This window comes from Pseudomaricurvus sp. ABR4_320 (assembly GCF_056159445.1).
The window spans coordinates 242,483-258,366 of the sequence record NZ_JBSWVF010000005.1 but is presented as its reverse complement, the minus strand read 5'-3'; the positions used below and the strand labels follow the sequence as shown (position 1 = coordinate 258,366).

Genomic DNA, 15,884 nt, shown 5'->3' with positions numbered 1-15,884 from the left:
AGTATTTTCAATAACCTTATCGTTCATATAATAACAATGATGATTAATTCACAACGGAATGACCGTACCGCAATACCTGTAAAGCAAGACGTGGCTATCCTTATCGTCGATGACGAGCCTGGAATTCGCGATTTTCTTCAGCGCGCACTCTGCAAGCAATATCATACCGTGGATATTGCTGAGTCGACGGAAGAGGCGGATCGATTACGCGCACAAAAACACTTTGACGTGTTGATTGTTGATATCTGTATGCCAGGACGTTCCGGCGTGTCGTGGATCGAAGACGTCCGCGTTTCTGATCATGGGACCGATGTCATTTTTATGACGGCGTTTGCAGATATCAGCAGCGCCATAAAAGTACTTCATCTCGGCGCCAGCGATTTGATACTCAAACCATTTCGTATCGAGCAAATGCGCAGCGCGGTGAAAAAATGCCTCGACAGTCGCCGCCTTGTAAAAGAGAATTTTGTTCTTAATCGTCAGCTGGGGAATGTGGAACAGCCAACGAGTTTGGTTGGTGAGAGTTCCTCGCTAAAGTCTGTGCTACATACGATAGAGCGAGTCGCTCCAGCGCCTTCAGCCGTCTTGCTGGAAGGAGAAACAGGCACGGGTAAAGAGCTCGCAGCACGGGAAATTCATCGTCAAAGTGGTCGGACTGGGGCATTCGTTCCCGTCAATTGTGCCGCACTGGCCGCGGAGCTTATGGAGTCTGAACTGTTTGGCCATATTAAAGGCGCTTTTACAAGTGCACATCAAACCCGTGAAGGTCTGTTCAGTTACGCAGATGGCGGAACCTTGTTTCTGGATGAAATTTCTGAGATGCCGCTGGCCATGCAGTCAAAGTTGTTACGTGTGCTCGAAGATGGTTGTATCCGTCCACTCGGGACTGAGCGCCATACACCAATAAATGTTCGCGTCATTGCAGCATCCAATAAGAATCTGGCGCAGGCGGTTGAGCAGGGGCAATTTCGTCAAGATCTTTATTACCGACTAAATGTCCTGACTCTCAACTTGCCTTCTTTACGAGAACGCCCAGAAGACATTCCGATTCTCTGTCAGCATTTGATGCAACATTTATCCGGTGAGTTGGGGATTCCCGCCGCTCCATTCGATGCGGCAGACATCTCTGCTTTGCAAGGTTACTCTTGGCCGGGGAATGTACGAGAGCTGCGGAATGTGATTGAACGCGGCCTATTGTTAGGATTATCTCCTGCGCAATTATTGCTGTCAGACGATTTAGCGAAAGAGGGGGACCAAGGTTACCCATTGAGCTGGACATTGAAGCAGGTGGAGCTGAATCATATTGAACGGGTGTTAGTGTCTGCGGGTGGTAATAAAACCAAAGCGGCTCAACAGCTAGGGATCACTCGTAAGACCTTGGATCGCAAGCGCAACAGTGGAGATCTGAGTGACTAGAGGGGTTCTCACTCTCTTCTCAGACAGTCTTCGTTATCGGTTATTAGCTCTCGTTTTATTTCCGCTACTGCTGGTGCTGCCCGGCGTTATCGCTCTGGCTTATGTCTGGAGTCATCAGGTTGGCTATCGCCAATTGTTGATGAAGGCGAATACCGATCTTGCGGTGGCCCATGAAACGTTTCGCGCAACTCGAGAACAATATCTCGCGCGCCTGACTTTGGTAGCCAGTGACTACCGCTTTCGCAAGGCGTTGTTGCGGCTCAGTATGCCGGGCGAATCCGCCGCTGAAGTACACGCTCTGGAGTCGCGCCTCGAAGAGTCCGCAGGTGTCGACTTTGTGCGGATACTTCCTGCAAATCAGTGCGTGCCCCATCAGGGCATCTGCCCTTACCCGGATAGCCCTCTGTTAGCTCAGGCTCTCCATTCCGGAGCCGTGAGTGGTGTAGACGTGTTTTCTGCCGACCAATTGTTGCAACTCTCTCCTGAACTTGCGCGCCGGGCGAGATTTACGTTGATCCCTACCGAACACAGTGATCGTTCCAACTCGGTGATGGAAAATCGCGGTATGGTGCTGCATTTGGTCTATCCCCTTGTCGACGATGCGGGTAAAACCATCGCTTTGCTCGCGGCAGGTTTATTAATGAATAATAATCTCGATTTCGTCGACGGTATCAGCGATACGGTCTACGGACCGGGCAGTCTGCCTGAAGATGGGATAGGCACTGTCACATTGTTTCTGGGAGATGTGCGCATCAGTACCAATGTTCCCCATCCTAATACGCCCGAGCAGCGGGCACTTGGTACCCGAGTATCGACTCAGGTTCGCGAGAAGGTGTTGGAGCAGGGACAACGCTGGCTTGATCGTGCGTTTGTTGTAAACGATTGGTACATTTCTGCGTACGAGCCTGTAATAGACGTTAATGGAAAGCCGGTGGGAATGCTCTACGCCGGTTTCTTGGAAGCCCCTTTTCTTGCCTCTTTTTACTACTGGTTGGAATTGCTGGTATGGCTGTTCGTACTGGTATTGATCCTGTGTATTTATATTGCGATTCGAGGTGCGCGTTCAATTTCAAAACCTCTCGAAGTGATGAGTGTGGTTATGGATCGCATTCGCGATGGGGAGCGACAGCGGATTCCACAACTCAAAGCGACAGCGGAGGTCACGCAGTTAGCAGAGCATTTTAATGCGATGCAAGAAAAACTGGATGCTCAGCACGACGCGATACACGCTGCAGCAGAGCAGTTGGAAGAAAAAGTCGCTGAACGCACGTTTGAATTACAGAAAAGCACTCAAGAATTGAAGCAGTATATTACGCTTCTCAACGACACCCGAGAGCAGCTCATCGAAAAAGGCCGCTTGGCAGCGTTGGGCGAGTTAACCGCAGGTGTCGCTCACGAGATTAACAATCCTACGGCTGTGATACTCGGCTATATGGATTTGTTGATGGATGAACTGGGAGATCAGGTAACGCCGAATATTCGGCAGGATGCTGATTTTATCGTTGCTCAAGTCGATCGCATTCGTACGATCATAAACGATTTGCTGCAATTGGCGCGTCCTGAAAACGATGCGCCGTTGAGACAGTCTCTGGATGTCAATGAACTGGTTCGTAATACCCAAACGCTGGTGAATCATGAACTCAAGCGCAGGGGAATACAGCTGCAACTGGACCTTAACGCAAACGTTGCTGTTCAAGCAGACTCTGTTCAACTGCAACAGGTATTGATCAATTTAATCATGAACGGAGCCAATGCCTGTGCAAATGGGGGTGTTATTGTCGTGCGCAGTCGTAATGGGCGCAGGGGGCGGGTGCGGCTCATTATTAGAGACAATGGCTCCGGAATAGACAAGCATCATCTGGATCAGATTTTTGAGCCTTTTTTCTCCAGCACTCCGGGTGGAACAGGATTGGGGCTGTCTATCAGCTATCGACTGCTTATGCAGGCAGATGCCGATATCGCAGTAGGTTCACGTCCAGGCAGGGGCTCTGTGTTCTCCATCGGATTGAAAGCTGACGCGTAACCGCCGAGTTATTATGACCCGTTAAGGGCGTAAAACTGAATCATTATAACCCGCTAAAAATCAGATTTTTTCTAGAGTTTCACTTAACCTTCTGAAAAGAAAAGTGTTTTTCCGTTGGCTCATTTTTTGCCGACTAACGATCGCCAAAGGTAATCAAGGTTATCGCTGCCGTTGCTGTTGTTATTCATAACGTTCATACCGGGCGTTATGAGGCAATGCCGGAGCGATCCTTGTCGATTGCCAGAATAATGAAAAAAGCGGAGTTACGATTTATGTCAAAAACACCTAGTCCATTTTCCTTCTTGCTAAAGGAGCGCATCGTTGCGAAGCCCGGCTTTAATCGCTGGCGTGTGCCTCCTGCATCTATTGCCATTCATCTTTGTATTGGTTCTGTTTACGCCTGGAGTATTTTTAATCCGCCATTGACTCGACAGCACGGTGTCGTCGCAAGTGCCGCGGATGATTGGTCTCTAAGTTCTGTGGTTTGGATTTTCTCCACAGCCATTGTTTTTCTGGGGCTTGCAGCTGCCATCGGTGGCAAGTGGTTGGAGAAAGTTGGTCCTCGCGCGGTGGGCTTTCTTGCTGCAATTTTGTGGGGGGGCGGTTTCCTTGTCGGTAGCTTGGGGATCATGATGGACCAGGTGTGGCTACTCTATCTGGGCTACGGTGTGCTTGGTGGCTGTGGTCTCGGTCTCGGATACGTCTCACCTGTGAGTACGCTTATCCGTTGGTTTCCCGACAGGCGGGGGATGGCAACCGGTATGGCAATCATGGGATTTGGCGGCGGTGCTATGATTGGTGCGCCCCTCAAAACCTGGTTGTTGGAAAAGTTTTATCAGGCCCCTGAGTATCTGGGGAAAGTGACTGATCTTAATCTGATCACAGAGTCTGGCCGTCGTTTTGTCGAGGTTGCTGGTGAGCGCCTCGAAGTGGTTGTAGCCAGCGCGGCAGATGTGGCGAAAATGCCAATTCCGGGGCCCGAGGGCGTCTATGTCGTTAACACGGGCGATACCGGCGTTGCAGGGGTGTTTATCACTCTGGGCATTGTTTATTTTATTATCATGACGATTGCCGCCTTTGCCTATCGCGTGCCCGCGGAAGGCTGGAAGCCGGAAGGTTGGGTCCCTCCCGCAGAAAAACCACAGGCAAAAGCTCGATTGATCAGCGACAATCATGTGCATATTGATCAAGCCATGAGAACGCCACAGTTCTATTTGTTGTGGTTGGTTTTATGCCTTAACGTCACTGCCGGCATTGGTGTCATCGGCGTGGCGAAAACAATGATGACCGAAATTTTTGGAACGACCTTACCGTCGGTTGTCGATGCAGGATTTGCTGCGACCTACGTCTTGCTCATCAGTGTGTTTAATATGGTGGGGCGTTTCTTTTGGGCGTCAGCATCAGATTACATCGGACGCAAAAACACCTTTTATTGTTTTTTCCTGATTGGAATGGTGCTGTATGTCTCCATACCCTTTATTGCCGGTCAGGTAAGTAGCAATCCAGCGGTGCTTTGGTTGGTGTTGTTCTGTATCGCCACGATGATTATTTTCACCATGTACGGTGGTGGCTTTGCAACCATCCCGGCTTATCTGGCGGATATTTTTGGAACCTTGCATGTTGGTGGTATTCACGGTCGCCTGTTGACGGCGTGGAGTACCGCAGGGGTACTTGGGCCTTTTGCGATCACTTATCTGCGTGAAAAATCTCTCAACAGCGCCATCCACGATCTTGCCAGCAAAGTTGACCCGGTGCGTTTCCAGGAAACATTTGGCGCAGGGCTTGATCAGTTACAGGAGTTGATCGCGTTGAAAACGGTTACCCTAGGGAGGCTGATGGAAATTGCACCGGCAGGTACGGTCGATCCGACGTCCAGTCTGTATAACTCCACCATGTATGCCATGGCGGCTCTACTGGTGATTGCATTCTTTGCGAATATGGCCATTCACAGAGTGTCTGATAAACACCATGTGGAAAATACTCACCCTGAAGAGGCGCCAGCCTAATCGGCGCCGTGCTCCTCAGGATAAGTTAGGCTTTAGCGCCAGCACTCATCGCTGGTTTCCGACCCTGTACTGCCTTCGGTGCCACTGCTGTTGTAGGTGAGGGTGGTACAGCCGGAATCGCTGAATGTGGGCGTGGCGGTAAAGCTGAAGGTCCGGCAGGCAGTACTGCCTGCTGCACATCCTGATGGCAGTGTTGTAACGACGACAGTATATTTCCCTTCTGGACTATTGGCGGAGGCCGACAGTTGGCTCATGGAGTTGGCATAGGATAAATTCTGTGCGTAAAAGCCTTCTTGTGCTGACGCGAGATCCAAAAGGTAGGTTTTACCATCCGCGCGTGACGTGCGAGTCACTTGATCTTGGTAAGAGGGAATTGCGATTGCTGACAAAATTGCCACGATGGCTACAACGATCAGGACTTCAATCAGTGTAAAGCCCTCTTGGATTGTATGTGTCATCGTTTGGTTATTCGTCATCGTCGTCTCCTGGTGGCTGATAGCTGTCGTCTTTTAGGTGTATTTCTGAGACACGGGCGGGCTCGACCAAAAAATCCACGATGCAAAGGGCTTTTTGGCCAAGCTTCAAATCGTAGCGACTTCCAAGATTTCCGTCACTGTCGAACAGTTTCATATTAAGATTCATCTTCATGTACTGGTCGCCGATGACGACGGCGGCTTCTTCATGGTAAATCGCATCAACAGTGCCAAAATGTTCTTCTTCAGCGCTGACCATTCCTGTAATGCTCAGGCAGATGCTGCCCAATCCAAAAATCATCATTCTTGTTGCAGTAAGCATATTCTCAACCTTCTGAGATGTAGTTTCGCGCCCTCTCTTTTGGAAAAGATGAGGGCGGTCGAATCACGATTGCTGTTTCAATAAATCAGAATTGCTTTGGGTGACCTGTCATTACTTTAGAATTGACCAGGAAGACCGTGACGATGCTCGGGTCGGTGACGTTTGAACACCATAATCTCTAATAGAACCGCCTGAATCGGAAACCACGAGCTTATCGTCGATCAATCGACTACCCCCGGGGATGTCGTCAATTTTCAAGCCACTGACGATTGCATCGTCATAGACACCATCGTTGTTTAAATCCAGCACCGTAAAATCTGGTTCACCTCCTGTCATCCGGTCGGCAAACATCAGGTATCCGTAGCCACCGCTACTGCATTGAGTCGCTTCTGGTACGGTGGTGCTAAAGAAAATAATGTCGCCGACGATACTGGCTTCGGTCACCATTCGCTCACCGTAATCGGGTAAATCGACATACCAACCAAACTCGTCCGAGGTCATATAGCTTACGGAATTGTCCGAGATTTCTCTGGTTACATATATCTCATCGGAATCGTCAGGGTCGACAGTAACTTGGTTGGTAATGGTTTGGACCTGAAGATTTGAACGGTCGAGTTCACCGATACCGGCATCCCACACGCCATAAACAGATTGTCTGTCGGTGGAAAAGTTGTCGCTCTCTGTCAGCCATTGACCCGTACCCACGTAAATCATCAGGTTCGGAGCTGTCGCTCGGGCAAAGCGATAAGGGTGGTCTGCGGCAACTGTGAGAGTGGTAATGGGCTGGCGATCTGCGCTAGTGCAGGGGCTTGTATTGCACGCACTGAATAACGGGACAGGATTTGTAGAGCCGCTGTCTTCGTGGGCGATTTCCCAGTTGCTGCTGGAGGTGTCTGATATATCAAACGCCCAGACATTGCCGTGGATATCGCCACCATAAACTCGGTCAACAGTGCCGTCACCATTCAGATCAAGGGCGGTAGTCGATGACAGACCGTTACAATCACTGTCGGCATCGCTACAGTCTGCATTGACCATAGAGCCCACACCGGTATCGATCAGTTCATAGCCGCCTGTAGCATCAAGGTAGAGGATAAACAATTTGGCTTTGCCATCGCCGTTGGGGTCTGAGTTATAGCCATTGCCAAAGATCGCCGCCCAGCGGCCGTTGTTCATTTTGCCGATGGTTGGGCGGCTAAAGGTGTAGCCCAGGTCATTATGGGTAAATTCTTGTTTCACCATTGAATCGGCGTAAGACTCTTCAAAATACTGGGGATTGGTCACGTCCAGAACATAGATGCCTTTGCCGCCAGCACGTACCCCGCCCACTAGATAGGTTCTCCAGCTGCTGCCGATAAAAACATCGGCAGATAAGGGTGAGCCATCAACGTAGGGGATATGAGAATAGGTTTTGTCCGCCAGATAATGCAGACCACGATCGACAGTGTCGTCGAACAGAAAGCTTGGAATATAGGCGATAACTTCTTCGCCGTTTTCCGCTTTAAACCCATGTAGCATACCATCGTTACTCCCTACATAAACCATGGGCGTACGAGACGCTTTAGCAGCGATAAAATCCGAATAGGGGTTGGCGGAGCCCTCAATATAATTAGGATAAGCCAGACTGGGTGCGCCGACATACGCAGGGCTGGAATACACGATATCGCCTAGGCGATGATCATTGCGGTTGCGGAAGCTGAAACTGCCGCCTTTGCCTTCTTCATTACTATGATCACCACGCAGATAGTCTACCAAGGCTGCGCCATAGGATTGGTTGGATGCAATTTCTGTCGTGTCGGCGGTAGTTGACGAGTGGGGACCCGCCGTTAATAAATCATTAATCTGATTCGCACTTAGTGTGTCTGTATCCAGCGCTGTATAGTCTGAGGGAAACCGAAATGGAACGCCTTGGGTACCATTGAAGGTGATAATTTCTCGGGGATCCGTGGTCAAATCACGGCTGTCGAGTATGTCACCAGCACTCCAGCTTAAATCGCCAACGCCATCTTCGTCAAACTCGTAAGCGGCCAAGGTACCGCTCCAAGATGCCGGATTAAATAGAGCCTGAAATACGAGGGTATCCGTATTGATACTGGTACTGTTAAAGGCTACCGAAGATGCAGAGCTCTCCCGATCTGAAATATCATTGATGGCATTTTGTAGGGAGTCGATGAGATCACCGGGATTCCCTGCACTGAGAAATTTGCCGCGGCCGTTCCAGGCGGCGTGTCTCATATCATCAATTGTTTTGACATTATTCGCCGTTGGAGTCGGCCATGCAAAAGGGGTTGTCCTATCTGGAGGATTTGCCGTCAGATTTCCATTGACCCCAAAGGCGACTGTATAGGTAACCATATGCTGGGCAGTATTCTCATCGCTTTGGGTACTACCATCGTCGTCTATCCAGGTTACAGTGGGAACTTCATTATCTAATGTTGGCGACAAGTCGATTTCGTAGTATTTCATGGCCACGTCAGCCAAGGTATTCCATACGCTATCTCCATGGGATCCGCCATCGAATGCGGTATCGTCGTCACCATCGGTGTTCCCGACCGATGGACTGCTGCCGTTCCAGGTTCCATCGGACATCAGAATTGAGAAGTTTTGTTGGCAGGCTCCGCCGTCGCTGGCACTCAACAACGGTGAGGAAGATGTCGAAGAACCAAAGACGGTAGATGAGGTACCCTCTTGAAAATACTGCCCTGCTTTTTTAAGTGTAGTGCGCAGTGGGGTACCACCACTGGAGTTGATACGAAAGAGGTTATTTAACAAGGTTTGTTTGTTTGTTGCTGCAGTTGCGTCCACTGGCGTGGTAATGTTATCCACGTCCTCGATTAACGTACCGACCGAGTTGTTATTATGCAGAGTGGCAAGCCCCATACGCGCCTGGCTGGAATCTATAATTTCTGACAGTGCGCGCTTGGCAACGTATTCCCGCTTTCTGTAATAGCTGTACCAATTGGCAAAATTGGTTTGCTCTTCTGCTGACATTTCAGTTGTCTCGGTGAACGAACTTTCATAGTCATAGTCGGAATCATAGGGGTCCGGACATTCTCCCTGATCAAAATATTCATCATTATCGAGGTCAGTCCAGACCATATAGCCTGGCCGGTCGCCGGCTCCGTCTGGGGCGGTGAGATTCACCTTAGTGCCATTGGGATAATAGGGGTCTGACATGGCTGCCGTAATCGATTGGTCTGCATAGGCTGCCCCAGTGGAATCGAGACCGACCCAAGGTGTATAAGTCTTGAGTGGGTCATAGTACATGGCGTTATAGCCGACGCAGGATTCGATAATCTCGTCGCGATCGTTTCGCGATGGTGTAATGTCGAGAGCACCGCTTTCGGAAAACCCGTACACAGCACGACCGCCTTCTGTTTTTAGAACTTCATAGTCCATGGAGCCCGAATCATCCACCAGCCAGAGAATGTTTGGCTGGACACTCGACCCTAAGAAGAGAGGTTTATCAGACAGCACACCTGGAGCTGCTTGCGCTAACGCGCTGCCTAAACCGATAACTGATAGTGAATAGATTCCTACGCTCTTCCAGCGGCTATCTTTCATAGACCACCTCATTCCTCTGTATTGATTCTTTAAAAGCTGCATTAGTAAGTGAAAATGCCATTGCCCTTACCGGTGCGATAAGTCGTTTGTAAAACTGAATAGATGGCAGCATCCCGTGACCAACCGATGGCTGTAATTTGGAAGACATGGGAATTGCTGTTCGATGCGGCGTTAGGGTCGTTATAGTCAACGACGCTTACGCCACTACCGTTTTTGTCTCTGCCCAAATATTCGATTACATAGCGGGGTTGGTTGGCGGCGGTAGTGTCATAATCGGTGACTGCAATGCTGTTCCCATTGGTCCAAAGACTTGCGTCAGAGGCATCGCTCAAGGAAGCATTTAACGGCAAGACATCATTGATTTGGCCAACCATGCGAAAGCTGGAATAGAGGCCCGTCGTTCCATTGCCAAAGTCAGACAGTGCCTGTGTGGCTTTGACGTTATCGGTCAGAAATGTTTCAGCAGCGCGAAGCGCACTTTCCGCCGCCAGCTCTGCAATTTGTCGTTGCTGATATGCGGTGACCATTTTTTGTTGCATCACTGAATTGATTCTTGATCCAACACCTAACAGCGTCATGACCAGTAATATCACCATGGCCACGACCAGTATGGCGCCAGACTCTTTCGAGCGCGTGGGCAGTGGTTTTGTCTGTTGTTTCATTGCTGTACTCACGAATTTTGGCAATTACATTAGCTGGTTACGCAGCATGATGGTTTTAGAAAACGTCTGTGTATCGATTTGTGAGCCGGATGCTGTGGGCACGGGTTCGATGGTGTTTAGTGTCAGGCTGATTCGGATTCGGTCGACTTCATTCCAATCGACACTGCCATCGGCGTCGTCGAACTTGAGGTTATTACCGTCCGTCCAGCCGAGCTCAATCTGCAAGTCCTGAACGCCGCGGGCGATTTCATCGCCATTTTTTAACAGGGCGCAAAATTGCGGCGTTGCTGCTGTGCAATCTTCACTGCCGGTGGCGGCGTTACTTTTTCCTAACGCGTATTGCGTGGCACCTTGACCGTTGGTATAGATATAAGCGACGGATCCACTGGCGCCATCGCCTTCAGGGGTGGAGCCGAACATAATTTCGAGATCGTTCGTGCTGTTGGATTGGCCTTCCGGTGAGGTCACGCCAGAGTCATGCTCTATAGTGCCATTGCTGGCGGTAGGATCATTGGTGATCATAAATACTGAAGCGCGGTTGCAATCGGACAGAACCACAACTTGATATTGCTCCAGTAAATCATAGTTGACGTGATCCTTATCAACCTTTAAGGCTTCATCGCCCTCTGAGGACACGATCAGGGGGATTGCACCACCGGACGTCGAGAATCTAACGATTAAAGAATCGCTGCCCAGTATCCCTGCGTCGTTGGTGACATTGAGTGGTTGGTCGAAGTTGTAGAGGCCGCCAGTCCCCGTCCCTTGAGTCAATATATTGGTGATGCGACTGGCACCATCCGTATCCGCATCTTCGAAGTTAATACACCCCATATAACCTGTTTGAGCTAAATCTCGACTGATGGTCGATAGCAGATAACGGGCGTTTTCCTGCAGGCGCGAGTTGCCTTCCTGTACTTTCTGAGTCCGGCTTGACGTCGCATACAGTTGCACTACGCCGGCCATGATGGCCAACCCCAAGGTAATTGCGATCAGCAATTCTACTAGTGTCACACCGGACATGTTTCGACGATTCACGACGTTGCTCCGCGTAATAGTATTCATAGATTTTGCTGCAGTCTGAAACAGGTCAAATCGACACTGGTGTCGCCGCTGCAGTTAAGGCCGTTTGCGCCGGTGCGATCGTTGTCCCAATATACGGTAATGGTGTAGGCGCCACTGTCCGAAGCAATGGTGCCCCGGCCACCTGGCAGTGTACTTTCAAGCGCGTTTTTCCACTGGAAGGTATCCCTTTGAATCTGTTCGGTCGCGCTGCAACCCGCCGTATCGCAATTGGGATCAGTGACTGTGTCTTTGGTATCAATGTTGTCGTAATCAGTGTTATCTGCGGTTGTCGTGATATCGTCGTAGGCATATATGCGATTGATCATATCGTCGGCGAGAATTTGTGCTTGTGTGCCAGAATAGGTGCCGACATTTGAACGCAAACTGTTAAGCTGCATGGCTTGTACTGCGAGCAGTCCGACAGCGAGGACAAACAGTGCGACGACGGTCTCTATCATTGTCGAGCCAATCTGCGTTGATTTCGTTGAACGTGTTATGGACATGTTGTACTCCCTTTTTCGACAAGTAGGCTTCCGGAGTTAAGCATGCTTAGTGTGTGTGAGTGACTGGTATCACCACTTGCCGCTGCGTTCTTCCCGCAGAGTTGAAGATTGGATGCGCCACCGGTTCTTTCGCCCATTTCATTAAATCGAATTGAGCCTGATGCGGCTCGCAAGGTAACCCCAGCCGGGAGATCACTTTGGCTCTTAACGAGGCAGTCTTCTGTTGTCGCGCAGGAGCCGCTGCCAAAGTTTGGAACGCCGTTGGCGTTTCGATCGAGAAACAGAATCCAACCGGTTTCCCAGGAGGTGCTTCCGGCGCAGGTGCTGGCATTTGAGCTGGAACACATCACCACCTGTTCGGACCGACTTACGGCTTCATTTCGAGCCGCAGCAAGGTCGCCTTGAATGGTTGATAGGGCTGAGCGTCGCGCGCTGGAGTTGATCATTCCCTCAAAGGAGGGAACAGCCATAGAAACCAGTATGGCCAATATGGCCATGGCGGCGATCAGTTCGAGTAGCGTAAAGCCTTTTTCAGATTTCGTTTTCATGCCACTAGGTATAGCAAACCCGTTTGTAGGATGCGCTTGGGTGAAGACAAACGGCGACTTTTTCTGACAAGCGGGCTTCTTATAACCAAAGCTGTGGTAAGAGGTGTGGCTAATCTGAGACGCTGGTCACACCTTTTTTGTGAAAGAGATCTCTGGAGAGGTTTTGGGTTACTTGGCGTAGCCCTCGTTAAATGAGAAATCTCACGGCCGGACGTCCTTAACAGAAAAGCCTGTTAAACGTTGAACGCCAGTAGGACGGCAACTTCGATGATTTCGATAAAAGCGCCACAGGTATCACCGGTCATCCCGCCAAGCCGATTGAGCATCATTCTGCGTAATAGATAACCGCAAATACCGGTGATGAGCAGTGTGATGAACAATTGCTCGATGGAAATAAAGAACATTAGGAAAAACAGAGACGCCGCGAACGAAAGTCCAATCGCCCGTCGATTGGCGTGTACCAGGAAGTGGCGAGCCAGCCCATCTTCTCGAATGGTTGGCGTCGTAAGCAGTAACAAAAGAACGGCAGCGCGCGCAAAAAATGGCGTAAGACACAGAGCAAGTGTCAATTGATTGGCAGGAAGCTGAGATAGGACTGAGAACTTCACAATCAACAAGGCAACTATGGCGATGACGGCACCGCTGCCCGCATGGACGTCTTTGAGAATGTTGAGGGATTGCTTTGGATCTTTACCGGACATCCAGGCGTCGGCACAATCGGCCAGACCGTCCAGATGTAGTCCGCCTGTTATGAGAATCCATGCTAGCAATATAATGCCTGCTACTGGTAAACCACCAAAAATGGCTGACAAAAGAGACGCAATTAGTGACAGTACGCTACCAATTAGTAAGCCGACAACAGGAAACCAGACAATCGATCGTCCTGCGTCTCTATCAGAATAGTCTTTCAGCGCTGGCGTGGGGAGCCGAGTGAGAAACCCCACTGCCGTAGTCAGGCCGCGTTTACAGTTCTCAAGAACATTATCTTTCACCGTTCAGAAACCTTCGCAGGAACACCGTGAAAGCTGAGTTGTACCCAGTTGGGGTGCGGAGGCTCTTCATAGATATCAATATCGGAAACACTGGCATGAGCCACAGAAATTTTTGAAAGAGCCGCATCGGGAATTTGCAAGCAGGCTGCCAGGATGCTGCGAATGGTTCCTCCGTGAGTAACGACAAGAACTCTTTCACCTCGGCAGCTTGATTGTATACGACTCCATACCTGTTGCGTGCGCTCCAAAAACGCTGCGAAGGGTTCGGCATCGGGGATTTCTGTCCGCTCTGGATGTTGCCAGAAATTCTGTATTCGATCGGCATCATTATGGAGTAGGCTGTCGATGGAGACATCCTCCCAACAGCCAAAATGGCGTTCACGTAAATCTTTCTCCACGTAAACAGGGAGCTTTAATTTTTTACCCGTATCTTCTGAAAATTGCCGACAGCGCGCCAGAGGCGACGTAATGATCTGAGTCCAGAGCGGACTGCCTTGAGTGGCGATCCGCGCGTCGATACTGGTCTGCATTTGGCGCCAGCCAAGAGAGGTGAGATGGGAATCCGTGCTGCCGCGAATATGGCCATCGTTTTGGCATTGACCGTGTCGCAAGAGCGTGAAGCGAGTATGGTGCACTGGATGTTACTCGGTCGCCTGGCTGACACCCGCATCGGCGAAGGTCGCCATGCCCTTATGCAGTTCACAAGCCAAGCGCAATAACGGCACCGCCGTTGCCGCACCGCTGGCTTCCCCCAGGCGCAGCTCTAAGTCGAGCAGGGGTTGTGCTTGCAGTTCATTCAATACTAAGCGATGTCCGGGTTCTTGGGATTGATGGGCAAACAACAGCCAGTCCCGCGTACCGGGTTGCAGACGTTCTGCAACCAGAGCCGCCACCGTACAGATAAATCCGTCCACAAGCGCCGTGATTCCTTGCTGTGCTGCAGCAAGGTAGGCACCGGATAGTGCGGCAATCTCGAAGCCCCCAAATTCCCGCAGACAGTCGAGCGCTCGTTCTGTGCCGGCTGTCGATAGTTCAGGTCGTTTGAGTGCCTCGCGAATAACCGCGATCTTGTGAGTGACCCCATTCGCGTCGAGCCCCGTGCCTGGGCCAACCAGTTCCATTGGATCAATGTTTAACAGGGCGCTGGCGACGGCGCTGGCAGAGCTGGTGTTAGCGATGCCCATTTCGCCGCCGATCCACAATTGCGCACCCGCCTCTCTGGCAGAGCTTATGGCATTCGCTCCAAGGTTAAGGGCTTCGGACAATTGATTCTGACTCATCGCCGGCTGTTCAAGAAAGTTGGCGGTGCCGGCGGCGATACAGTGGTTACTTACGCCGGGAAGGTCGGGGACTTCGGAAAATGTGCCCAGATTTATAACAGACAGAGGCGCATTCAGAGATTTTGCTAACACTGAAATGGCAGCGCCTCCGCGAGCGAAGTTCTCGATCATTTGGACCGTGACCGCTGCTGGAAAGGCGGATACGCCCTCGGCAGAAATGCCATGGTCGGCGGCAAATACCGTGATTTCTACCGTATCGCAACTTGGGCATTCGCAGGCTTGCATCGCCGCCAGTTTGATGGCGAGTTTTTCGAGCTGCCCGAGGGAGCCGGGCGGTTTGGTCAGTTGCTGTTGCCTGTCTTGTGCCAATTTCAGGGCGGTTTTAGACAGAGGTTTAACCGGATTTGAGAGAAGCTCCACGTTACATTTCCATTGATTGAGTACTGTCTTTTAAGATCATGGGTAAACCAGCAGCGGTAAATACCACTCGGTGGCAGAGTGCTGCTACGGCCTGATTTAGGAAGCCGGCTTCATCGACAAAACGCCGACTCAGCTCGCCCATAGGAACAACACCTAACCCAACTTCGTTGCTGACAAAGATCGTTGGTGTCTGCAATGTCGGGAGAAGGCTGAGAAGTGCGCGACGTTCATCCTGCCAGCAAGGGGTATCCGCCAGTAGACAGTTGGTTAGCCAGAGCGTCAGGCAATCAACCAGGATCAGATCGGCGATTTTCTGCTGCTCAATTAACGTAGCAGCCAAATGTACAGGTGCCTCGCAGGTCAACCAATCACTGGGGCGACGCTCTCTATGATGACTGACGCGTTGAGCCATTTCCGGATCATTCTGGGAGGCGTCCGCAGTGGCAATGTAGGAGATTTTGCCTTCACATTGGGCAGCAATCGCTTCTGCATAACGACTCTTGCCGGATCTGGCTCCGCCCAGGATAAGTTGTAACAACATTGACGTTCCACGTCTCATTTGGAATTGTCCAGGCATGTTAACAGATAATCGTGAATATACCGGCTATTCTAC

Annotated in this window: 14 protein-coding genes; 3 read left to right on the top strand and 11 right to left on the bottom strand. The window is 50.6% G+C overall.

Annotated elements, in window-relative coordinates; all coding sequences use genetic code 11:
* Window positions 1–36 precede the first annotated feature (36 nt).
* From ACXAFR_RS12630 to ACXAFR_RS12620, 3 genes are all read left to right on the top strand, one after another.
* Complete coding sequence (locus ACXAFR_RS12630; RefSeq protein ID WP_475177375.1) at window positions 37–1,416, top strand: sigma-54-dependent transcriptional regulator; 1,380 nt, start codon at window positions 37–39, stop codon at window positions 1,414–1,416.
* Window positions 1,409–3,439 (top strand): sensor histidine kinase, encoded by a 2,031-nt coding sequence (locus ACXAFR_RS12625; protein WP_475177373.1) that lies wholly within the window; start codon window positions 1,409–1,411, stop codon window positions 3,437–3,439. Before ACXAFR_RS12630 ends, ACXAFR_RS12625 begins: the two co-directional genes overlap by 8 nt.
* A 272-nt stretch (window positions 3,440–3,711) precedes the next feature.
* Entirely contained in the window at window positions 3,712–5,445 is a 1,734-nt protein-coding gene (locus tag ACXAFR_RS12620) for an OFA family MFS transporter (RefSeq protein WP_475177370.1), read from the top strand.
* Window positions 5,446–5,477: 32 nt separating this feature from the next.
* Here the strand turns inward: ACXAFR_RS12620 and ACXAFR_RS12615 are convergent, their stop codons facing one another.
* The 11 genes from ACXAFR_RS12615 to cobU all read right to left on the bottom strand — a co-directional run bounded on the left by ACXAFR_RS12615 (window position 5,478) and on the right by cobU (window position 15,812).
* Window positions 5,478–5,921 (bottom strand): type IV pilin protein, encoded by a 444-nt coding sequence (locus ACXAFR_RS12615; protein ID WP_475177369.1) that lies wholly within the window; start codon window positions 5,919–5,921, stop codon window positions 5,478–5,480.
* Entirely contained in the window at window positions 5,911–6,240 is a 330-nt protein-coding gene (locus tag ACXAFR_RS12610) for a hypothetical protein (RefSeq protein ID WP_475177368.1), read from the bottom strand. Before ACXAFR_RS12610 ends, ACXAFR_RS12615 begins: the two co-directional genes overlap by 11 nt.
* 111 nt (window positions 6,241–6,351) lie before the next feature.
* A complete protein-coding gene (locus ACXAFR_RS12605; protein ID WP_475177366.1) occupies window positions 6,352–9,804 on the bottom strand; it encodes a pilus assembly protein in 3,453 nt (1,150 codons plus the stop codon).
* 41 nt (window positions 9,805–9,845) lie between these two features.
* The gene (locus ACXAFR_RS12600; RefSeq protein ID WP_475177362.1) at window positions 9,846–10,466 is read right to left on the bottom strand and encodes a pilus assembly PilX family protein; all 621 of its coding nucleotides are present in this window, start codon (window positions 10,464–10,466) and stop codon (window positions 9,846–9,848) included.
* 24 nt (window positions 10,467–10,490) lie between these two features.
* Window positions 10,491–11,501: a prepilin-type N-terminal cleavage/methylation domain-containing protein gene (locus tag ACXAFR_RS12595; protein WP_475177360.1), complete on the bottom strand. Its 1,011-nt coding sequence runs from the start codon at window positions 11,499–11,501 to the stop codon at window positions 10,491–10,493.
* 23 nt (window positions 11,502–11,524) lie between these two features.
* On the bottom strand, window positions 11,525–12,031 hold the full coding sequence (pilV, locus tag ACXAFR_RS12590) for a type IV pilus modification protein PilV (protein WP_475177359.1): 507 nt from the start codon (window positions 12,029–12,031) through the stop codon (window positions 11,525–11,527).
* Complete coding sequence (locus tag ACXAFR_RS12585; RefSeq protein WP_475177357.1) at window positions 12,022–12,579, bottom strand: GspH/FimT family pseudopilin; 558 nt, start codon at window positions 12,577–12,579, stop codon at window positions 12,022–12,024. The genes pilV and ACXAFR_RS12585 overlap by 10 nt, the downstream gene beginning before the upstream one ends.
* A 233-nt stretch (window positions 12,580–12,812) precedes the next feature.
* On the bottom strand, window positions 12,813–13,571 hold the full coding sequence (gene cobS, locus ACXAFR_RS12580; protein WP_475177355.1) for an adenosylcobinamide-GDP ribazoletransferase: 759 nt from the start codon (window positions 13,569–13,571) through the stop codon (window positions 12,813–12,815).
* A complete protein-coding gene (locus ACXAFR_RS12575; protein WP_475177351.1) occupies window positions 13,568–14,206 on the bottom strand; it encodes a histidine phosphatase family protein in 639 nt (212 codons plus the stop codon). The genes cobS and ACXAFR_RS12575 overlap by 4 nt, the downstream gene beginning before the upstream one ends.
* A gap of 6 nt (window positions 14,207–14,212) precedes the next feature.
* The gene (cobT, locus tag ACXAFR_RS12570; RefSeq protein ID WP_475177350.1) at window positions 14,213–15,271 is read right to left on the bottom strand and encodes a nicotinate-nucleotide--dimethylbenzimidazole phosphoribosyltransferase; all 1,059 of its coding nucleotides are present in this window, start codon (window positions 15,269–15,271) and stop codon (window positions 14,213–14,215) included.
* A 1-nt stretch (window position 15,272) separates the two neighbouring features.
* A complete protein-coding gene (gene cobU / locus ACXAFR_RS12565; protein WP_475177347.1) occupies window positions 15,273–15,812 on the bottom strand; it encodes a bifunctional adenosylcobinamide kinase/adenosylcobinamide-phosphate guanylyltransferase in 540 nt (179 codons plus the stop codon).
* Window positions 15,813–15,884: the final 72 nt, after the last annotated feature.